The sequence below is a fragment of the Streptomyces sp. NPDC054770 genome (genome assembly GCF_053611985.1).
In genome coordinates this window covers 292,982-313,618 of the sequence record NZ_JBSHBL010000002.1, presented here as the reverse complement: position 1 = coordinate 313,618, position 20,637 = coordinate 292,982, and the positions used below count along the sequence as shown (strand labels likewise).

The following is a 20,637-nucleotide window of genomic DNA, read 5'->3' as shown; positions in this document are numbered from 1 at the left end:
GCCCTGCACCCGGGCCTCCGTGGCGCCGTCCGCCCCGGTGAGCGCGGCCGTCATCGGTACCCCCGAAACGACCGTGCCGGGGCCGGGAAGGTGAGCCGGGCCCCGGCACGGAACCCGGATCACGGCTTGCGGGCGACCGCTCCGTACATCGCGATGTCCTCGTCGCGGATGCCCTGCTCGCCGGTGCCGTCCGGAAGCCACTTGTGGACCTGGACGATGCCCGGCTCGACCAGCTCCAGGCCGTCGAAGAACTGGTGGGCCTCGTCGATGGTGCGCAGCCGCATCGGCATGTTGCGGGCCGCGTACTCGCGGGCGACCCGGCCCACCTCGTCGGGCGCGAACTCGGCGGTGCCGATGGACATCGCCAGGTAGCTGCCGGACGGCAGCGGTTCGAGGAGCCGCTGTACGACACCGACGGCGTCGTCCGCGTCGAGCATGAAGTGCACGATGGCGATCACCGTGAGGGCGACCGGCTTGTCCAGGTCGAGGGTCTCGCGCAGCTCGGGGGCGTCGAAGAGGTTCTCCAGGTCCCGGAAGTCCGCCTCGATGTACGCCGTGCGGCCCTCGGGCGTGCTGGAGAGCAGGCCCTGGGACAGGGTGAGGACGATGGGGTCGTTGTCCACGTAGACGACCCGGGAGTCCGGGGACACCGCCTGGGCGATCTCGTGGAGGTTCGGGGAGGTGGGGATGCCGGTCCCAACGTCCAGGAACTGGCGCATCCCCGCCTCTTCGGCGAGCCAGCGCACGGCGCGGTTCATCCAGTCGCGGTTGGCACGCATGTGGATCGGGAGCGCGGGCCACTCCCTGGACATCGCGTCACCCGCCTCCTGGTCGGCGGGGTAGTAGTCCTTGCCGCCCAGGATGTAGTCGTAAATCCGCGCGGAGTGCGCGTTCTCGGTGTCGATGCGGTCGGCCGGCCATCCGTTGTCGGGCAACGCCGTGTCTCCCATTCAGGTGAGGGGATGCGGGGTGTTCGGGGGGCTGCGGGTGATGCGTCAGGGGTGGGGGGTTGAAGTGGGGGGTTGGTTGAACGATCAGCTATAGCAAGGAAGTTCCGGGAAATCCGATCACATCAGGAAGTCGGCGTCACCAGCTTTCACTCCGGACAGGAAACTCGTCATCTCACGCGGCGTGAAGACCAGCGCCGGACCGTCGGGGTCGGTCGACTGGCGTACCGCGACCCGGCCGTCGGCGAGCTTCTTCACTTCGACGCAGGCGCCGCCGGCGTCGTCGCTCCACGGCTTCGACCAGCCGCGCGCGCCGAGTTGCCGGGAGGGAATGCCGTTGCGTATGAGGTGGTGCACTTAGAGCTCCTTGCGAATCGCACCGAGGAGAGCCTCGGTCTTTCTGGCGGGCGCTGCCTGCGCGCCCAACCGGTCCAGGGCCTCGCGGTAGACCACGACGTCGTCGCTCTTGTCCAGGTAGACGGCGCCCACCAGGCCGTTGAGATAGACGATGTCGGGCAGCTCGGGTGCCCGGAACCGGAAGAGGTGGTACGCACCGGCGCGCATGGCGGGGTGCGGGCCGTTGGCGAACGGCATGATCTGCAAGGTGACGTTGGGAAGCCGGTTGATCTCGATCAGATGGTCGATCTGAGCCCGCATCACGCCGGCACCGCCGACCGGCCAGCGCAGTACGGTCTCGTCCATCACGACCCACAGCCGCGGCGGCGCCTCCTTGGTGATCAGCTCCTGGCGGCGCATGCGCAGGGCCACCATGCGCTCGGTGGCCTCGCTCGCCGCGTGCGGGTTGCCGGCCCCGAGCAGGGCACCGGCGTACTCCCGGGTCTGCAACAGGCCGTGCACGAACTGGTTCTCGTAGGCACGGATCTGCAACGCCGCCTGCTCCAGGCTGAGATACGCGGCGAACCAGTCCGGCATCACGTCGCGGTAGGTGTGCCACCAACCGCGCTTGTTGGCCTCGCGCACCGACTGCAGGAAGGTGTCGACCTCCTGCCGGTCCGTCACGCCGTAGACCTGCAGAAGCTTCTCGGCGTCGGCCAGCCGGAGCCGGGCCACCTTGGCGGCCTCCATCCGGCGGATGGTGGAGTGGCTGACCCCGATCGCGGCGGCCGCCTGCTCGTAGGTCAGGCCGGCCCGGGTCCGCAGCTCCTCCAGCTGTCTGCCGAGGATCATGCGCAGGACGGAAGGGGCTCCGCCCCAGTCGGTCTCCGAGGTCACGCCCTACCCCCTCACACCAGGTTTCAGGGTCACCGTCTCACGTGCTGGTGATCGTTCAAGGACTCGTTCGATCACTTCTTGTCGGGAGCAGCATGCACTTCGCTTCTTGCAATTTTCAACTTGCCGGTTGCGAGGCGATGTTGCCGGATGCCAGAGTGGACTTACTGCTCCGGCCGACCAAGGAGCAGGCGAAGCAGTGCAGTTGGGGGAGACTGAGCTGCGGTCCGGCGCCGCCCAGGCACGGGTCGTCGTCTGCCCCCGAGCGGCCCGGGGCCGACACAACCGCTCAGCCCCCCACGCTGCGAAGCCGGACGAAAGGCGCACGGCGATGGCCCCGCCCTCTCTCCCCCAGCCACTCGACCGACTGTCCGAGGACCACATACCCGGCCCGCCGCGACCGGTCCTGGCCGCCGCCGAGGGCCCGCACCGCCCGTCGGACGTGACGGGCATTCCCAGACCACCCGGAGGCGAACGCCTCGGTCGACTCCCTGGGCCGCAAGGCCTCGACCGGTTCGCCTCCGGGGACCGGCCCACTCTGCACAGCCGGGTCTTCGACCTGGCGCCCACACCGCGCGCGGTGGGCAACGCCCGCCGCAGCGTGGGCGAGCTGCTCGGCTCGTGGGGCGTGTGCGAGGAGGCCGTCGACAACGCGGTCCTGGTGACCTCGGAACTGGTCACCAACGCGATCGTGCACTCGGCCGGCCGGCGGATCGTCTGCCGGGTGCACGCCGACGCCGCCCGGATCCGCATCGAGGTCGAGGACCAGAACGGGAGCATCACGCTTCCGGCGCCCCGGCGGGCCAGACCCGACGAGCAGAACGGCCGCGGCCTGTTCCTCGTCGACGCGCTCAGTCTCGACTGGGGGGTCACGGCCGCGCCGGAGGGACGACCCTCCGCCCGCGTCGTCTGGGCCGAACTGTCGACGGCACCGGACGCACCGCACACCACCCCCCACACCACCTCAGGAGACCCACCGCCCCATGGACCGTCCCCCCACTCCTGACCCCGCCGCCGACCCGTCCTGGACCCGCACCCGCCCCAAGCCCGGCCCGGAGCAACCCCACACCGCTCCGGCCGGCTGATCCGACAGCGCCACACCGCGGCCGGGACGTGCTCGTCCCGGCCGCGTCGCGTGCTCGGGTGCCGCCGCTCACTGCGTCGCATGCGCCAGCAACGCGGCCGCGGCCGCCCGTAGTTGCACCGCCGCGGTCACACAGGCCGTCGCCTGCCGCTGCAGCGCCGCACCGCTCCACTCCGGCACCTCGGCACAGTTGCCCAGCGTCTCGGCGGCGCCCCGCAGCCGCTGGGCGTAGCCGTCCATCCGGTCGGCGTCGACTCTCAGGTCGTCCACGTACGCGAGGAGTTCGGGGGCGGCGGTGGCGGGACGGGATTCGGTCGCCATGGGGCTCACCTGCACTCGGAGGGATGCCTAGCGCGGCAGCACCGCGCCGGCGCTTCTGTGACCCACGAACCGGGGGCTGGACAGGACGAACCCGGGCCGTACGGCATCGAGTTCGAGGACCTGGAGGTGCCGGACGAGCGGCCCGTGGGCGCCGTCGAGCCGCAGCCGCAGCCGGGGGCGGGCATGGATGCGCGACCTGCCGTGCGCACGGACCAGGGTGCGTACGGTGCTCTCGCCCCGGCGCCCGTACAGCACCCAGTCCGCCTCGGGACAGCGGGCGCCGGGACCCGGACGGCCCTCGACCGAGACACCCAACTCGGGCGCGTGTACGCGCAGTTCCCGCCCCTGCAACTCGACGTCGGCGGATCCGCGCACGGCCGGCTGGGCCCAGACCTCCTCGGCCACCGCCCGCGCCTCCTCGGTGCCGACGGCGAGCGCCACCACGTACCGTCCGGTGCGGCGCAGGTCGGCACGGCGCAGCAGGTCAGCGGCGAGGTCGTACGCGTGCGGCCGCCACAGGTCGTCGACCAGCACCGAAAGGCCGAGCTCGGTGTAGGGGCCGATGGTGGTACAGCGGTGCTCGTAGAGGGAGACCACGGCGAGGGCGCGGCGGCCGAGCCGGGTGGGGACCAGCCAGGACACGTCGGGCAGCAGGCTGCGGGCCACGTCGGTGTCGACCGGGAAGCACAGGTGTGCGGCGGAGGAGTCGTAGTAGCGCACCGGCAGGTCGACCGGCCCGGCCGAGGTGGCGAGGCTCGTGGTGGGGACGGCCAGGAAGGGGTAGCCCTCGGGCGGGCGGGCGCGGTCCCTGAGCCGGTAGACGCGGGTGCGTTCGACCGGGCCCCGGTAGGCGGCGAGGGCCCGGTCGACGTCGGCGCGGACCTGCGGGACCACGGTCTCCAGGTGGTCGATGTAGACGCGGAGCAGGTGGCAGAGCGGGAACTCGCGGGTGGGGCCGGTGTAGTCGGCCCGGTACCGGTTGGAGTGCGGGACGCCGGGACCCTCCAGGGCCGGGACGATGTCGTGCCGGTTGGTGATGCCGGCGACCCAGGTGCGCGGGTCTGCGGGTCTGCGGTCGTCGACCCGCGCGCCGACGGCGACCACGTGGGTGACCCGGTAGGCGCGGCAGAACTCGTCGTCCTGCGCGAGGTTCAGCAGCGCGATCCCGCCCTCGCCGTGCCCGACCAGCGCGAGGTCGGCGCCGCGCGGGATGCCGTGGTCCCGGATCGCCAGCAGGATCGAGCGGGTGTACGGCGAGTCGGCCAGGAACAGGTTGCGCCAGGCGCCGGCGAAGTCCTGCGGGGAGTCGCCGCGGGGGCGGCCGGGAGCCGAGCCGGGGGCCTGCACGACGTACCGGAGCACCCCGTCGGGGCCGCGCACCTCCTGGACGAGGACGCGGCCGTCGCCGGCCAGCGCGTCGATGTTGCGCAGGAAGCCGAGGAAGGAGCCCTCGGTGGCGATGGACCGGGCCTCCTGGGCGGACGGTTCGACGGCCTGGGCGCCGCCCTCGCCCTTGTCCGGGACCGGCAGCCGGGAGGCGTCGAAGCCCCTGACCGGGCCGGCGGTGAGTTCCCGGCCGGCGGCCAGCGCCCAGGCGGTCTCGTCGCTCAGCGGGTCCTCGTCCAGCAGGCCCCGGATGGCGAGGAGTTCGGCCAGGATCGGGGCGAGCGCGGACAGGGAGCGCTGGGCGCCCCGGTCCTTGAAGAGGGTCCGCAGCGCGCGGACGGCCTCCGGGGCGTGGTCGGCGGTGACGGCGTCCGTCAGCCGGCGCATGCCCGGGTCGTGCCCGAACTCGGGGTGGTCGAGAAGTACGGCGGCGATCCGCAGCCGCAGCGAGGTGACCGCCACCAGCGCGGCCAGGCTCTCGCGGCCCAGCGCCTCCCCCGCGGCGCCGAGCAGATGGCCGACACCGTCCGGCGCGACGATCGCCGAGCCGCCGAGGCCCTGTTTGTTGGTGAGCGTCCGCAGCAGCGCCCAGCGGGCGGCCAGTCCGGTGCGCGGGCGGCGGCGCGCGGACCCGGTCAGCGCCGGGGCGAACAGGACGGAGCTGGTCCGTGCGGAGACCTCGCGGATGCCCTCGGCGACGGCCACCACGTCGCGGGCGCACTCCCGCAGCATGTCCTCCGCGGGCGGCCCGGAGCCACGGCACTGCCCTGCCATCCGACGCTCCCTGGGATCGACGACACGGCCTGGTCCCATCGTGTGCCCTGGATCCGGCGCCCGCACCTTCGTCCGTCCGAGTGACCGCTCAGGCGTCGGCGGTCAGGCCGGCGGCGAGCGTCGCGCCCAGTTCCCAGCATGCCTCGAGGTCGGCCTTGCCCGGCTCGCCGGTCACCGTGACCGGTTCGGCCGTCCGGCGCCAGCCGAGGCCGGTGGTGATGGAGTCGAGGGCGCGCAGGGCGCCGGTGACGTCGTTGCCGCCGTGGACGTAGGCGCCGAAGGGGCGGCCGCGCGTCTCGTCCAGGCACGGGTAGTAGATCTGGTCGAAGAAATGCTTGAGGGCGCCGGAGAGGTAGCCGAGGTTGGCCGGGGTGCCGAGGAGGTATCCGTCGGCTTCGAGCACGTCGGTGGCGGTGGCGGACAGTGCCGCCCGCCGCACGACCCGCACGCCCTCGATCTCCGGGGTCGTCGCCCCGGAGACCACGGCCTCGAACATGGCCTGGCAGTGCGGTGAGGGGGTGTGATGGACGATCAGCAAGGTGGGCACACCGGCACCCTGCCCTGCGGTGCCCGCCGACGGCAAACGGCGGCGGGCGGCGCTCAGGGCTGTACGGGCATGCTCCAGCAGTTGGAGACGGCCGGTACGCCGGTGAGGCGGGCGGTGAGCCAGGCGATGGCGTCGCCCTGGTCGGTGAGCAGGGGTTCGAGGTGATTCAGCAGGGCGCGGCCCGCGTCCGGCAGGAGGACCGGCACGTACGTGATGTTCGCGCCCTCGTCGCACCAGTCCTCGGCGAGCCGGCGGGCCTGCGCGTGCGGGACGAGGTCGTCGCTGACGCCGGTGGCCACCCGGACCGGGCTCGTCGGCGCCGTCCTGCCGATGCGCTGTTCGTCCAGGAAGGCCTGGAGGGCGGGCTCCTCGCCGACGACCTCGGAGATGGAGCTGCCGTCGTTCGTCCAGGCGGTGCTGTGTGCGGAGCCGTACGCGAAGAGCGCGTCACCGACGCACATCGTCGACAGGTCGGCGAGGGCGGCCCGGCCCGCCGCGCCGAGGTGGGCGTCGACGATCGGCTTGAGCGCCGGGTCGGACTGGACGAAGCCGTTGACGGCCCAGCCGAGGGCGCCGGCCAGGTCGCTGCCGTCGATGGCCGCGGTGACGGCGGTGAGGTCGGCGGGCGGCGCCCCCGCGTAGGTGCCGGAGAGAGTGATGTCCGGGGCGTAGGCGGGCTGGAGTTCGGCGGCCGCGGCGGTCGCGCCGCCGCCCTGGCTGTATCCGAACAGGCCCACCCGCGAGGCGGCGGTGACCGAGGCGCCGGGCAGCCTCCGGGCGGCGCGTACGGCGTCCAGGACGGCGTGCGCGCCGTCGAGCCGGTTGACGTAGGTGTGCAGCCGGTCCGTGGTGCCGAGCCCGACGTAGTCGGTGACGACGACCGCGACGCCCTCGGCGAGCAGCCGGTAGATCGACAGGTCCTCGTAACCCACGGACACCGTCTGGCCGTTGAGGATCAGCGGGTACTCCAGGCCCATGGAGGCGGCGCACTGGTCGCCCTGGCCCATGGTGCCGGGGGCGAGCGCGACCAGCGGGCGGGCGCCGGGGCCGAGCCATGGGGCAGCGGGCTCGAGGTAGGCGCCGGTGACGGCGACCGGGTCGCCCGCCGAGTCGGTGGACTTGTACATCAGCCGGGTCGCGGTGCCCGGCAGCGGGCCGGGCAGGCTCGGCAGGCTCAGGGCCAGCGGGAGGGGTTCGGTGCGGACGAGGGCGCCGTCGGCCGTGGGCAGGGTGGCCGGCGGGTCGTAGAAGGCGGGGATGGTGACGCCTCGGGAGACCTCCGCCTGGGAGGCCGTGGCCTGCAGGGTCTGGAGGCAGAGGCAGGCGGCGGCGGTGACGGCGGTGGCCAGCAGGCGAACGCGGACAGGCGTGCGGACAGGCATGGGGAACCTCCTGGACGTGCTGGACGTGGGAGGTGCGGAGGGGTCCCCGGAGCGGCCGACGGGGCGGGTGCGGTTTACCCGACGGTAACGAGCGATGTATTACCTGCGGTAGCAGCCGTAAGGTTACGGTTCAGTAATATGACGGACGGTCAACAGGCCCGGAGCCCTGGCCGTGTCACCCGGCACGGCCCCGGCGAAACGCACCTGGGCGGGCCCGGCAGCGCGGAGCAGTAGAGATGCTCCCCGCGTTCGAGCCCGCCCAGGACGCGCCGTGCGACGCGTGAGAAGGGACGGTCAGAACTGGTTCCGCCGGGCGCGCCACAGCAGCACGGCCCCGAAGGCCAGCAGCAGCCCGCCGAAGACCGCGGGCCAGAGGTGGGCGCCGGTCTCCGCCAGACCGCCCTGGACCGCCTGCGGCTCGGTCTGGGGTTCCGTCCCGGAGCCGGTGCCCGGGCTCTCCTGACCGGCCGGGACGGCGGCCGCGGTGCCGGCCGGCGTGGCGGCGGCGGTCGCGGCCGGCGCCTCGGTGTCGGGCCGCTCCGTCGGCTCGCTGATGACACCGCCGCCCGACGACTTCGTGGTCGACGTCTTCTTCGGCGACGCGGTCGCGTAGACCCTCGGCAGCCCGGTGTCGTCGGAGGCCGGGGCGGAGGCGTTGTCGGAGGCGGGCGCGGTTTCGGTGGCCGGCGGGTCGGCCGGGGGCTCGGACGACGGCTGCGTGGTCTCCGGCTCGGACGGCTCGGCGCTCTGCGTCTGGGCCGGCGGGTCGGCCGGGCTCGCGGTCTCGCTCGGCTCGCCCGGCGCGGACGGCTCGGCGCTCTCGGACGGCGGCTGCTCGTCGGCCCCCGCACCGCACTTGCGGCCCGAGTTGATGCAGTCGACCATCTTCCGCATCAGGCTCTCGTCGAAGACGTTGATGAAGTCGCCGTGGTCGGTGACCGGCTTGTGCAGCTGCTCGGGGAACGAGTCCACCGCGAACAGCGGGACCGTACGGCCGCCGTCCTGGAGGCTCGGCGCGTCCACGTCGTAGACGATGCGCTGCACCAGCTGCGGGATGGCCTGGAAACCGGCCGGGCAGCTCCCGTCGGGGCCTTCGAACGCCACGTGGGTGCGGTGGTTGGCGCTGTCGATGTTCCGGCCGTCCCAGCAGCTCTGGAACCTGAACGTGCGCACGACGTCGCTGCCCGAGGGGCAGAGCGGGTACTTGTCCTTGAGCTGCCGGTTCTCGTAACCGGTGCAGCTCCAGGAGGCGTTGGCGTTGGTCGGGCCGTTGACGAACGCCTTGGCGTCGCCGGTGATGATGCGCAGCAGCCGCGGCATCTCGGTGACCTTGGAGGTCGGGTTGCCCTCGAAGGTCAGCGTGACCTGCTTCGCCGTGACGATCTGCCCGGCGTTGCCCTCGGTGCCGCCGCCCGGCTTGTCGGCGTCCCGCTCCTGCTTGCCGTTCTGCAGCCGCAGCACGGGCCAGTAGTACGTGGACTTGTCGCCCTGGTCCGCGCAGCTGGTGTCGGCGTTCGCGAGGTCCTGGTCACTGGCGAAGGCGTTGTTGGACTGGTTGCCGATGTAGTCGTGGAAGTGGTGGGCGCCGTTGGAGACACCGGGCGCGACGATCACGTTGTCGGAGTTGAACAGGCCGTTCGCGTTGACGCCGCAGCTGGAGCTGAAGGTGCCGGTGGAGCCGCCGGACCGCTCGGCCGGGGTGCTGACATTGGGCTGGACGGAGGTGATGTCCGCGTAGTCGGCGGCGACCGGACCGTTGCCGCCCTGGCCGCCGATGCCGGTGCCCTGGCTCGGCGCGGCGCTGCCCTGACCGCTCTGGCTCGGCGTGGCGCTGCCCTGGGGGGCCGCCGACTGCCCGTCGCCCTGGTTCGAGGAGCGCAGGGCGCAGGCCGCCAGGTCGTCGAGGCCCTGCGGGCGGTCGCCCTCGCGGCCGATGGCGTCGGCGATGCGCTGGAGCGACTCGGCCCGCTTCGCCTTCAGCGGGTCGATGATCGTCTGGCCGGCGAAGGCGGGGTTCTGCTCGATCTCGGCGGCGTACTGGGTGAGTTGCTGGTAGGCGGCGGCGATCTGCTGGTCCATCTGGGCGAGTTCACGGTCGACGTCGGCCCGGGCCCCGTCCGGCACCGACGTCAGCCGGCTGCCGACGTCGGGGCAGTAGACCGTCGGCGCGGACAGCACATGGCCGGTGGCGACCTGGGCCTGCTGGTCCCCGCCGCCTTCGGTGGCCGAGGCATAGACGTTCACCGCGACCAATCCTGCGCCGCCGAGCATCAGGGCGACCGCTGCGAAGGTCGCGCGCTGTGCGCCGGTCGGGCGTCTGCGCCTGTTGGGTCTCAAGGTCGTTCCCCTGCGTCTCGTGGTCGGCCGGACATGGAAATCCCCCGGCCCTATACGGCCCCCGGCGCCGCCGTGTTCAACGGACCCGCGAATTCACGGAGACCTCACAGAAAGCACCTGTTCCCACACAGCTCCGGAACAGCAGAACACGACCGACGGCAACGCCCCGGTGACCCTGCGAAAGCAATGGATGCGCGCCAAATGCCGTCCCGTACCGTCGAGTTCCGAACGCTAAGACGAACATCACAAATACGTATCGGACATTACGCACTTCAACCTTCACACGAGTGACACAAGTTGGCTAAGTTGACGGGCAAGCCGCTCGGCTCCCCCCGGCGAATCCCGTCGGGCCGCGCGGCCTCCGCCGAGTCCGGTGCCTCCCAGGGGCGAATCCGGAGCCGGGGACCCAACCGACCACTGGGGTGAATCGGCCGACCGTCCGCGAGGGCAGGGGCCGTAGGGCATGCCTTCCGGACTTCACCGCCCGAACCCGACAGCTAACTCGGTAGGCGGAGTACGGAAGGAGCACGACCCCTCAATGGCGCCCGAGAGCCGTGACGAGGTTCGGCAGCGGATCGACAGCCTCTACGACCAGGCCGAGAACGCCACCGGGAACTACAACGCCACGCGCGCGATGAGCGGGGGCTCGCGCTCCCGCGGCGTCCCGCTGTTCAAGCGGCCCCGTCGCGACGACCCGGGCCTCGACAACATCGCCCGGGAGTGGTTCGACGGCGCCCGCTCGAAGCTGGGGCCGAGCGTCCCGGCCGCACTCCCCTCCGACCGGCAGCCCGCCCGGCCCGGTCCGCGGCGGCCCGTCAGCTCCATGGCCGCCGACCTGCTCGGCCAGCTGGAGGACAGCGGCCCGGCCCGGCTGGAGCTGACCGCGGGTCCGTCCGCGCAGACCGACATCGAGGTCGTCCGCGCGCTGCCGCCGGAGCGCCCGAGGCTGGAGCTGACGGCAGGGCCGGCCGCGGCGCTGCCCCCGGGGCCGTCGGGCGCGCCCAGGGCCCTGTCGGCCGCCGCGCCGCAGCGGCAGGCGCCGGGTACCTCCAAGACCAAGAGCCAGCTGAAGATCGCCAAGGCCCGCGAGGTGCTGTCCCAGCGCACCGGGCAGCGCGCGATCGCCGCGCTCGAACCGGCCGCGGCCCCAGCAGCCCAGCCCGTGCCGACCGCACCGTCCCCGTGGCCCACGCCCGAGGCCCAGGTCCCGACGCAGCAGTGGCCGCCGGCTCCCGCCATCGGCATACCGAGCCAGCGCAGCGCGCCGCCCGCGATGACCGAGACGGGCGGCATCCCGATCGTGTCCGCGACCGACACCGGTACGTTCCGCATCATGACGCCGGGCGGTAGCGGGGCCACCCGGGCAGCCGTGCCCCCGCCGGACACGGGCGGCTTCCGCATCATGACCCCCGGCAGCTCGGCGACCGGCAGCTTCCCGGGGATGCCTCCCATGGACGCGGGCCCCGCCCCCGCCCAGCCTCCGGCTCCGGCTCCGGGGGACAGCGGCTCCTTCCGCATCATGACCCCGGGCGCCACGGGCACGTTCCCGATGCCGACCCCGGCGGACGCGGGAGCGTTCCCGACCGCGGACCCCATGGGCACGAGCGTCTTCCCGACCGCGAACCCCGTCGGCACGAGCGTCTTCCCGACCGCGGCTCCCACGAACACCGGCGCCTTCCCGACCGCGACACCCGCCGTTCCCGCCGCCGCTGCCCCCGCCCCGGCACCGGCCCCGATGGACATGGGCGGCTTCCGGGTCATGTCGCCGAACGCGGCCGCCGCCTACGCCGACGTGCCCCAGGCCGCCGCCGACACCGCCTACGCCACCGGCGCGTACACGTACACGTACCCGACCGCGGCCCCCGCCGCCGCGCCCATGGCCATGACACCGCAGGCCGCCCCGTTCCCTGCGGCACCCGCCGCCGACATGGCCGGCGCCTGGGCCGGAGGCATGCAGTCCACCGACGCCTCCTACGCCTACGCCTACGCCGATACCACCGCGATGCCCACGCAGATGGCGGCACCCGCGGCCGCGATGCCCGCGCCCGCGCCCATGCCCATGCCCATGGCAGCGCCGATGCCGACCCCGATGGCGGCACCGATGCCCACGCAGATGACGGCGCCGATGCCGACACCCATGGCCGCGCCCATGGCCGCCCCGATGCCCGCGATGGCCGCGGCGCCGGCGGCCATGACGGCGCCGCCCGAGGCGATGATGGCCGCGCCCACCATGGCGATGCCCACCGCCGCCCCGGTCGTCACCACCCCGGTCGTCACCGCTCCGCTCCCCACCACCCCCCTGCCGACCGCACCTCCGCAGGTCACCGCCCCGGTACCCACCGCGCCCTCGCCCGCGGCCGCCTTCGCCGACCCCGGTGCCTTCCTCCAGCCGGGCGCCGCGGCCGAGCCCGGCAAGGCCATGAAGGCGCTGGCGTTCGCGCGGGAGCAGATCGGCCGGCCGTGCGTCTGGGGGGCGACCGGACCGGGGGCGTACGACTGCTCCAGCCTGACCCAGGCCGCCTGGCGCGCCGCCGGTGTCACGCTGCCGCGTTCCGCGCCGGAGCAGACGCTGGCCGGCACCCCGATCACGCTGGCCGCCCTGGAACCGGGCGACCTGGTCTTCTTCTTCGACGACGACAGCCACGTCGGGATCTACGCGGGCGGCGGCACGATGGTGCACGCGCCGAGCCCCGGCGCGCTCATCCGCGAGGAGTCGATCTACAACGCCGGGGAGTCGGCGATCCACCGCGTGATCCGCCCGGCCTGATCCGGGCCCGGGGTCAGACCCTCCGCCGCCGCGTGCGCCAGCTCTCGTGGTGGTCCAGGAGGGTCTCCTCGACGGGCCGGTAGACCAGGCCCAGTTCATGGACGCTCCGGCCGTTGTCGACGCGGAAGCGGATCCCGAGGTGCTTGCGTATGTAGTCCTGGGTGAGGCCGAAGAGCGGGCCGAGGACCCGTACCGGCCCGTGCGGCAGCGCGGTGCGCGGCAGGCGCGGGTCCCAGGGGTGGCGGGTGCGGATGATCCGGGACATCTCGTGGAAGGACGTCATCGTCTCGTTGGCCACGATGTAACGGCCGTTCGCGGCCGGGTTCTCCGCCGCCGCTATGTGCGCGTCGGCCACGTCCCGGACGTCCGCGGTGGTGAAGCTGAAGTCCGGGGCGCCGTAGCAGAAGTAACCCTTGAACAGCTCGTCGAGCAGGAACAGGCTGCCCGACTCGGAGCCGGGGGTGAGGGAGGGGCCCAGGATCAGCCCCGGGTTGACGCAGACCAGGCGCCAGCGGTCCTGGGCGGCCCCGGCCTCCCGGGCGGCGCGCTCGGCGACCGTCTTGGCGTAGTGGTAGGGATTGTCGGCCACCGTGCTGGTGGTGTTGAAGTACTTCTCCGTCAGCACCTCGCCGGCCATCTCGCGGACGTCGGCGTAGTCGCCGAAGATCGTGCCCACGGTGGAGGTCAGGACCAGGGTCGTCACCTCCGGGGTGCGCTCCACGCCGCCGAGGACGTTGCGGGTGCCGAGCAGCGCCGGGTCCACCACGTCCCGCCGGCCGTCCTTGATCTGCTCGGGCATCAGGAACGGCGAGGCCACGTGGAAGACGGTCACGCAGCCGCGGAAGGCCTCGTCGAAGGAGCCGTCCTTGAGCAGGTCGGCCTCGAACAGGGTGAGCTGCCCGGGGAAGGCCTCCTGGAGCTCCCACAGGGGCCGTACCTTCGTCGCGTCGGAAACACGGCGGACGGTCGCACGGACCCGGTACCCGCGCTCCAGCAGCCGCCGCACCAGATGGCTGCCGACGAAGCCGCTGCCGCCGGTCACCGCGACGGTCGTCTCCCCGCGTACGTCCACGCTTCCACCCCTCGCCCTCGGGCCACCGCGCCTCGGTGCGCCGCAGAGGACAGGTTGGTGCATGTGCATGGCACCCGCCAAGCACCGGGCAGCCGCCATGACCCCCCGGAAGCCATAAGTCGAGCCCGACACAAGTCATAAGATCGACTTATGAGGTCATAGAGTGGACCCGCGTACTAACTTAGGACTGCCTTAGTTTAGGCTTCCCGTTCGAGATCGCTTGTCCTCACTCGAAGGGAACCTGATCATGCCGCGCCCCCTGCGGGTAGCCATCGTCGGAGCCGGCCCCGCCGGGATCTACGCCGCCGACGCCCTGCTCAAGTCCGGGGTGGCCGCCGAGCCCGGCGTGTCCATCGACCTCTTCGAGCGGATGCCCGCCCCGTTCGGCCTGATCCGGTACGGCGTCGCCCCCGACCACCCGCGCATCAAGGGCATCATCACGGCCCTGCACCAGGTGCTCGACAAGCCGCAGATCCGCCTCTTCGGCAATGTGGACTACCCGACCGACATCAGCCTCGACGACCTGCGTTCCTTCTACGACGCGGTGATCTTCTCGACCGGCGCCACGGCCGACCGCGAGCTGCGGATACCCGGCATCGAACTGGACGGCTCCTACGGCGCCGCCGACTTCGTCTCCTGGTACGACGGCCACCCGGACGTGCCGCGCACCTGGCCGCTGGAGGCCGAGAAGGTCGCGGTCCTCGGCGTCGGCAACGTGGCCCTGGACGTGGCCCGCATCCTCGCCAAGACCGCCGACGAGCTGCTGCCGACCGAGATCCCGCCGAACGTCCACGACGGCCTCAAGGCCAACAAGGCCCTCGAAGTGCACGTCTTCGGCCGCCGTGGCCCGGCGCAGGCGAAGTTCTCCCCGATGGAGCTGCGCGAGCTGGACCACTCCCCCAACATCGAGGTCATCGTCGACCCCGAGGACATCGACTACGACGCGGGCTCGATCGAGACCCGGCGCGGCAACAAGCAGGCCGACATGGTCGCCAAGACCCTGGAGAACTGGGCGATCCGCGACGTCGGCGACCGCCCGCACAAACTCTTCCTGCACTTCTTCGAGTCGCCGGCCGAGATCCTCGGCGAGGACGGCAAGGTCACCGGCCTGCGCACCGAGCGCACCGCCCTCGACGGCACCGGCAACGTGAAGGGCACCGGCGAGTTCAAGGACTGGGACCTCACCGCGGTCTACCGCGCGGTCGGCTACCTCTCCGACAAGCTGCCCAAGCTGCCCTGGGACATCGAGTCGGGCACGGTCCCGGACGAGGGCGGCCGGGTCATCGAGGAGAGCGGCAACCACCTGCAGTCGACGTACGTCACCGGCTGGATCCGGCGCGGCCCGGTCGGCCTGATCGGCCACACCAAGGGCGACGCCAACGAGACCGTGTCGAACCTGCTGGACGACCATGCCAACGGGCGGCTGCACACCCCCGAGGCGCCCGCGCCGGAGGCCGTGGACGCCTTCCTCGCCGAGCGCCAGGTCCGCTTCACCACCTGGGAGGGCTGGTACCGGCTGGACGCCGCCGAGAAGGCCCTGGGCGAGCCGCAGGGCCGCGAGCGCGTCAAGCTCGTCGAGCGCGAGGACATGCTCCGCGAGAGTGGCGCGTGAGGCACTGACGCCGAACGGGGCCCGCCCCTGAGCGGATGGGCGGGCGGGCCCCGTTCGCCGCCCCCATTGTGCGGGGGCGTGCCTGATCAGGGGCACGGGTGAAGCGGCGCCGCATGACGCACAGGGTGCGCACCCCGGGTGCGGGGCGCACTCCCCGTGCGCGGGCGGCCCCCGCCCTTCAGGACCCGCTCCCGGGCGGTGATACTGGAGATTCAGCCCGCCCCCAGCAGCAGATTGGCCCATGTCGAACTCCGCGCCCGACCGTGCCGTCCTTCCGCCGACCGTCTGGCCCGCCCGCGGCCGCCACACGGGCCCGGACTCCGAAGACGTGATCCGCAGGATCCTGCGCCGCCGCAAGGAGACCGGCGCCCTCGACGACTTCGCCGAACCCCCGATGCCCGAGGACTCCGCCCGGCGGGTCCTCGAAGCCCGCTGGCGCGTCGACGACGGCACCGTGACGGTGCGCGCCCGGCTGACCCTCGTCGCGCCGCAGGGCCATCAGGCGGGGCGCGAGTGGCAGCTCGTCGCCGAGGCCGACCGGCCCTGGGACGAAGCCTGGCCCTCCCCGGCGGCGATGTTCTGGCCCGACGGCGAGGAGGCCGGTGACGGCGGCGAGGCCGCCTGGGACTACCACCCGGCCGTGGCGGGCGTACGGCTGCGCACCGTCAACCCGCTGCCCGCCGACGACAAGGACATGCGCCGGGTGCTGCGGGACGCGGCGAAGGACGCCTGGTGCGTCAACCTCGTCGTGCACGAGGCGATGACGCCCGACGCGCTCGGCCGGCTGCCGCTGGTCCGGCAGCTGCCGCCCGGCCTCGCGCACCGCGTGGTGGAACACCGGGCCGCGCCCCAGCAGTTCCGTGCCGTCAACTGGGCGCTGCGCGACCTCGGGGTCGAGATCCCGCGCGGCGGCGCCGTGCTGCTGCCCCCCGACCCGGCGCCGTCGGACTACGACGCGCAGGAGTACGCGGTGCGCAGCGTCTTCCTGGACGGTTCGCAGCCCACCGAACTGATCGCCGCCGTACGCCGGTTCATCGCGCTGCCGAAGCCCGCGCCGCAGGGCGCCGAGGAGGCGCTGGCCGATCTGCGCGACAACTGGACCCTGATGACACTGGAGGAGGAGCTGGCCCGCGAACGAGGGCGCGTGGCGCAGTACGCCGAGGCGCTGGAGGCAATGACCAGGTCCCGCGACCTCTACCGGGAGGCCGCCGAGCGGGCCGGTGAGGCGCTCGCCGCCCTCCGCGACCACCCGGCCCCGGCCGCGGTCGCGGCGGCTCCGCAACCCGCGTCCCCCTTCCAGCAGTTGACGCGTGCCTTCAAGGGGCTGCGGGCTCCGAAGGAGAGTGCCGGGCCGGCCGTCATGCCCGAGGACGAAACCGGGAAGACGGAGCAGTGAGGGACCCCGGGCCGGATCGGGGCCGGACGACAGGACAGCCATGGACACCACCACGACCGTGCTCGTGATCTGCGCGATCGTCGCCGCGGGCCTGCTGGCCGGCGCCGTCGCGGTACTCGTACGGCTGGTCCGCACCCGGCGCGCCCTGCGCCGGGCCGGGCTGCCGACCGGCTCGCGCTGGGTGTTCTGGGGTGCCGTGCTGTATCTGGTGCTCCCCACCGACCTGCTGCCCGACCCGATCTACCTGGACGACATCGGGGTCCTGCTGCTGGCCCTGCGCTCGATGCGCGCGGCCCTGCCGGCGGAGGACCCGGAACTCTGACCCGGCCGCATCCGGCTGCCATGATGGGGCGATGCGAGCCACGTTCACCGGTCTCCCCGGCCTGTCCTCGACACCCGGTGGGACGCCCGCCGCGACGCCCGAAGTCGCCGTGGTCGTCGACGTGATGCGTGCCTTCACCGTGGCGGCCTGGGCGTTCGGGCGGGGCGCCGAGCGGATCGTGTTCGCCGAAACCCTCGACGAGGCACTGGAACTGAAGGCCCGTCACCCCGGCTGGCTGGCCTTCCAGGACGGTCCGGTGGTACCGGGCTTCGACCTGGCCAACTCGCCGGCCCAGCTGCGCTCGCTGGACGTCGAGGGCCGCACGGTCGTCCAGAAGACCACCGCCGGCACGACCGGGGCGCTGGCCGTCGCCGGGGCCCGGCTGCTGCTGTGCGCGAGCTTCGCGGTCGCCGGGGCCACCGCCGCCGTGCTGCGGCGCGAGCGGCCCGCGGCGGTCACCTTCGTGGTCACCGGGGACGGCGGGCGGGCCGAGGAGGACCTGGCCTGCGCCGAGTACATCGCCCGGCTGGTGACCGACGGCTCCGTCGCGCCCGGCCCGTTCGTGGCGCGGGCCCGGAACTCCGGCGGGGCGGCGCGGCTCGCCGAGGGCCTGCGGCTCGGCTGGGAGGGCGTCCACCCCGAGGACGTACCGCTCTGCCTGGAGACGGACACCTTCCCGTTCGCGATGGCGGCTGGCCGGGAGGACGGCCACCTGGTACTGCGGCCGGTCGGCGCGGGCTGAGCCGGCCTGCGCCGTCCGCAACCGCCGTCCGATCCGTGTCGCGGAGGTGCGTTTTCGGGCCGTCGTGACGCATTCTTGCTGTGTCACCCACCCGGCGGTGCGCGGACGAGGTAGGACCCGATGACAGGGAGCGGCGAGCCCATGGGCCGGGCGCGTGAGCGGCTGACCGCGCTGCTGGTCGAGGCCTCGACCGGCGCCCTGGGCGCGGCGGGCGGCCACGTCGCCGGGGTGTACCTGCGCTCCGGCACCCCCGGGCTGCTCCGGCTGGCCACGCTGGTGGGGCTGCCCGGCCCGCTGTTCCGGCCCTGGTGGCGACTGCACGTGGACCGGCCGTTCCCGGTCGCGGACGCCTACCGGCTCGGGGTGCGGGTGGTGCTGCCCGACGCCACCGAGATGGTGCGCCGTTATCCCCAGTTCGCGGCGGGCCTGCCGTTCCAGTTCGGGTCGGTGTACACGCCCGTGCCCGGGGCGGAGCCGTCCTTCGGGGTGCTCACCGTGCTGCGCCCCGCGACCCCGGACACCGTCGACGAGCTGCCCGACCTGGACCGGCTGGGCCGGCTCGCCGAGAGCCTGGGGGCCGGACTGCGCGAACTGGTGGCGCAGGAGGGCGACGCGGCGGTCGCCTGGGAGGGCGAGCCGGTGTGCATCCGGCCGCCCGCGAGCCGGCCCGGGGCGGCCCGGGTGGGCCGTTTCACCTGGGATCCGGCCACCTCGGCGGTGCGCGCGGACGACCGGCTGCACGCCCTGCTCGGCATGGCGCCGCAGGACTTCCCCGGTACCGGCGCCGAGCTGGCCGTGGCGGTGACGCCCGACGACGCCGCCGACGTGCTGGCCGCGCTGCGCGAGACCGCGGCCGGCAAGCCGCCGTACGCCCCGCTGCGGGTGCGGGCCGCGGACGGCACCCCGCTCCTCCTGGAACTGTGGCCGCCGCCCGGTGCCGCCGACCCGTCCCTGGTCTCCGGGATCGTCGTCGACCCGGGCCCGGCGGCCGGGGCCACCGACGGAGCGGCCGATCTGCTCCCCCAGGGCGTCTTCTGCCTGGACCGCTCCGGGGTCGTCCGCTACGCCAACCCGGCCGCCGTCCGGCTGGCCGGCCGGCCGCGCTCCGAGCTGCTCGGCAGGCCCGTGTGGGAGGCGATGCCGTGGCTGAGCGGGCCGCCGTACGACGACCACTGGCGGGGTGCGCTGCTCTCCCGCGGCCCGGTGCACTTCCAGGTCCGCCGCGGGGACGCCGCGGAGAGCGACCTCCTCGCCCTGTCCGTGCACCCGGGTCAGGACCTGATCACCTGCACGGTCGCCCCGGCCGGCCTGATCGACCCGACCGTGCACCTGCCCCGCCCGGCCGAGCCGGACGCGGCGGGTGCGGCGGGCGCGGCGGCCGGGCTGGGGCGGCCCGGCGGGCCCTCGATGGCCCCGCTGTACCGGCCGATCGCGCTGGCCATCGCCCTGACCGACGCGGTCACCGCCCGGCAGGTGTCGGCGGTGGTGACCCAGGAGCTGCTGCCGGCGTTCGGCGGCGGCCGGCTCGCCATCTACCTGCTCCAGGACCGGCATCTCTACCTGGCCTGGGAGAACGGCTTCCCGGCGGGCTTCCTCGCCCCGTTCGACGGGGTCGGCCTGGACGCCCGTATCCCCGGCGTCGAGGCCCTCACCACCGGCAGGCCGCTGTTCTTCGAGTCGATGCGGCGGCTGGCGGACACCTACCCGGGCCTCCCCCTGGACGCGACCGTGGGCGCCCGCGCCTTCCTGCCGCTGATCGCCTCGGGGCGGCCGGTCGGCACCTGCATCCTCGGCTTCGACGTGGAGCGCGGCTTCAGCACCGAGGAGCGCACGGTCCTCACCGCGCTCGCCGGTCTGATCGCGCACGCGATGGAGAAGGCCCGGCGCTACGACAGCGAGGCCGCCCTCGCCCGCGGTCTCCAGCAGGCGCTGCTGCCCCGCCGGCTGTCGGCGCACCCGCAGGTGGAGACCGCGGGCCGGTATCTGCCGGGCACCCAGGGCATGGACGTGGGCGGCGACTGGTACGACGTCGTCGGCGCGGGCGACGGCCTCGCCCTGGTCATCGGCGACGTCCAGGGACACGGTGTGCAGGCGGCCGCCACCATGGGGCAACTACGCAGCGCGGTGCGGGCGTTCGCGCTCAGCGACCGGCCGCCGGACGAGGTGCTGAGCGGCACCAACCGGCTGCTCATCGACCTCGACCCGGGTCAGTTCGCGAGCTGCTGCTATCTGCGTCTGGACCCCGCCACCGGGCGCACCCGGATCGCCCGGGCCGGTCATCCGCCGCCCCTGCTGCGCGCCCCGGACGGCCGCACCCGGGTCCTGGAGATACCCGGCGGGGTCGTCCTGGGCGTGGATCCGCGGGCCCGGTATCCGGTGACCGAGCTGGAGCTGGCGCCGGACGCGATCCTCGCCCTGTACACGGACGGGCTGGTGGAGCGGCCGGGCGCCGACATCGACGACGGCATCGCCGCGCTGGGGGCGGCCCTGGCGGAGGCCGGGGCGGCGCCGGGGCGGCGCGGCGCCCGGACCCTCACCGGGGTGGCGGACCGGCTCACCGCCATGGCCCGGCACGCCACCGACCGCCCCGACGACGTGGCGCTGCTGCTCGCCACCCGCCGCCCGGGGCCCGCGCGCCGAGGATGACCGGGACAGAACGGGACGTCCAGCCGGTTACCTCAGGGGGCTCTCTCGCCTCGCGGGGCCGGGCAGTGTAGA

The 20,637-nt window shown here is 73.6% G+C and carries 16 protein-coding genes and 1 riboswitch; of the genes, 7 read left to right on the top strand and 9 right to left on the bottom strand.

The window, feature by feature from the left end:
* Window positions 1–119 precede the first annotated feature (119 nt).
* The 3 genes from ACWGKQ_RS03945 to ACWGKQ_RS03935 all read right to left on the bottom strand — a co-directional run bounded on the left by ACWGKQ_RS03945 (window position 120) and on the right by ACWGKQ_RS03935 (window position 2,180).
* Entirely contained in the window at window positions 120–935 is an 816-nt protein-coding gene (locus ACWGKQ_RS03945; RefSeq protein WP_453290280.1) for an SAM-dependent methyltransferase, read from the bottom strand.
* Window positions 936–1,067: 132 nt separating this feature from the next.
* Window positions 1,068–1,304, bottom strand: coding sequence for a DUF397 domain-containing protein (locus tag ACWGKQ_RS03940; RefSeq protein WP_189263871.1), 237 nt, complete (start codon window positions 1,302–1,304; stop codon window positions 1,068–1,070).
* A complete protein-coding gene (locus ACWGKQ_RS03935) occupies window positions 1,305–2,180 on the bottom strand; it encodes a helix-turn-helix domain-containing protein (RefSeq protein ID WP_453290264.1) in 876 nt (291 codons plus the stop codon).
* 328 nt (window positions 2,181–2,508) lie between these two features.
* Between ACWGKQ_RS03935 and ACWGKQ_RS03930 the strand changes: the two genes are divergently transcribed.
* Window positions 2,509–3,183, top strand: coding sequence for an ATP-binding protein (locus tag ACWGKQ_RS03930; RefSeq protein WP_453290263.1), 675 nt, complete (start codon window positions 2,509–2,511; stop codon window positions 3,181–3,183).
* 147 nt (window positions 3,184–3,330) lie between these two features.
* Here ACWGKQ_RS03930 and ACWGKQ_RS03925 read toward each other — a convergent pair whose 3' ends face one another.
* The 5 genes from ACWGKQ_RS03925 to ACWGKQ_RS03905 all read right to left on the bottom strand — a co-directional run bounded on the left by ACWGKQ_RS03925 (window position 3,331) and on the right by ACWGKQ_RS03905 (window position 9,942).
* Window positions 3,331–3,582: a hypothetical protein gene (locus ACWGKQ_RS03925; RefSeq protein WP_453290262.1), complete on the bottom strand. Its 252-nt coding sequence runs from the start codon at window positions 3,580–3,582 to the stop codon at window positions 3,331–3,333.
* 27 nt (window positions 3,583–3,609) lie between these two features.
* Window positions 3,610–5,742 carry a hypothetical protein gene (locus ACWGKQ_RS03920; RefSeq protein WP_453290261.1) on the bottom strand — a complete coding sequence of 711 codons (2,133 nt, stop codon included), beginning with the start codon at window positions 5,740–5,742 and terminating at the stop codon, window positions 3,610–3,612.
* A gap of 88 nt (window positions 5,743–5,830) precedes the next feature.
* On the bottom strand, window positions 5,831–6,289 hold the full coding sequence (locus tag ACWGKQ_RS03915; RefSeq protein WP_453290260.1) for a flavodoxin family protein: 459 nt from the start codon (window positions 6,287–6,289) through the stop codon (window positions 5,831–5,833).
* A gap of 53 nt (window positions 6,290–6,342) precedes the next feature.
* The gene (locus tag ACWGKQ_RS03910; RefSeq protein WP_453290259.1) at window positions 6,343–7,671 is read right to left on the bottom strand and encodes a lipase family protein; all 1,329 of its coding nucleotides are present in this window, start codon (window positions 7,669–7,671) and stop codon (window positions 6,343–6,345) included.
* Window positions 7,672–7,965: 294 nt separating this feature from the next.
* Complete coding sequence (locus tag ACWGKQ_RS03905) at window positions 7,966–9,942, bottom strand: DUF1996 domain-containing protein (protein ID WP_453290279.1); 1,977 nt, start codon at window positions 9,940–9,942, stop codon at window positions 7,966–7,968.
* Between the two features lie 440 nt (window positions 9,943–10,382).
* A riboswitch (cyclic di-AMP (ydaO/yuaA leader) is annotated at window positions 10,383–10,536 on the top strand.
* A gap of 10 nt (window positions 10,537–10,546) precedes the next feature.
* Between ACWGKQ_RS03905 and ACWGKQ_RS03900 the strand changes: the two genes are divergently transcribed.
* Complete coding sequence (locus ACWGKQ_RS03900) at window positions 10,547–12,775, top strand: NlpC/P60 family protein (RefSeq protein ID WP_453290258.1); 2,229 nt, start codon at window positions 10,547–10,549, stop codon at window positions 12,773–12,775.
* Window positions 12,776–12,788: 13 nt separating this feature from the next.
* Here the strand turns inward: ACWGKQ_RS03900 and ACWGKQ_RS03895 are convergent, their stop codons facing one another.
* Window positions 12,789–13,847, bottom strand: coding sequence for an NAD-dependent epimerase/dehydratase family protein (locus ACWGKQ_RS03895; RefSeq protein ID WP_453290257.1), 1,059 nt, complete (start codon window positions 13,845–13,847; stop codon window positions 12,789–12,791).
* A gap of 247 nt (window positions 13,848–14,094) precedes the next feature.
* Between ACWGKQ_RS03895 and ACWGKQ_RS03890 the strand changes: the two genes are divergently transcribed.
* The 5 genes from ACWGKQ_RS03890 to ACWGKQ_RS03870 all read left to right on the top strand — a co-directional run bounded on the left by ACWGKQ_RS03890 (window position 14,095) and on the right by ACWGKQ_RS03870 (window position 20,565).
* Complete coding sequence (locus tag ACWGKQ_RS03890) at window positions 14,095–15,459, top strand: FAD-dependent oxidoreductase (RefSeq protein ID WP_453290256.1); 1,365 nt, start codon at window positions 14,095–14,097, stop codon at window positions 15,457–15,459.
* A 241-nt stretch (window positions 15,460–15,700) separates the two neighbouring features.
* On the top strand, window positions 15,701–16,855 hold the full coding sequence (locus ACWGKQ_RS03885) for a hypothetical protein (RefSeq protein ID WP_453290255.1): 1,155 nt from the start codon (window positions 15,701–15,703) through the stop codon (window positions 16,853–16,855).
* A 40-nt stretch (window positions 16,856–16,895) separates the two neighbouring features.
* Window positions 16,896–17,177 carry a YkvA family protein gene (locus ACWGKQ_RS03880; protein WP_453290254.1) on the top strand — a complete coding sequence of 94 codons (282 nt, stop codon included), beginning with the start codon at window positions 16,896–16,898 and terminating at the stop codon, window positions 17,175–17,177.
* Between the two features lie 31 nt (window positions 17,178–17,208).
* A complete protein-coding gene (locus ACWGKQ_RS03875) occupies window positions 17,209–17,919 on the top strand; it encodes a 2-phosphosulfolactate phosphatase (protein WP_453290253.1) in 711 nt (236 codons plus the stop codon).
* Between the two features lie 120 nt (window positions 17,920–18,039).
* Window positions 18,040–20,565, top strand: coding sequence for a SpoIIE family protein phosphatase (locus tag ACWGKQ_RS03870; protein ID WP_453290252.1), 2,526 nt, complete (start codon window positions 18,040–18,042; stop codon window positions 20,563–20,565).
* The last annotated feature ends 72 nt before the right edge of the window (window positions 20,566–20,637 follow it).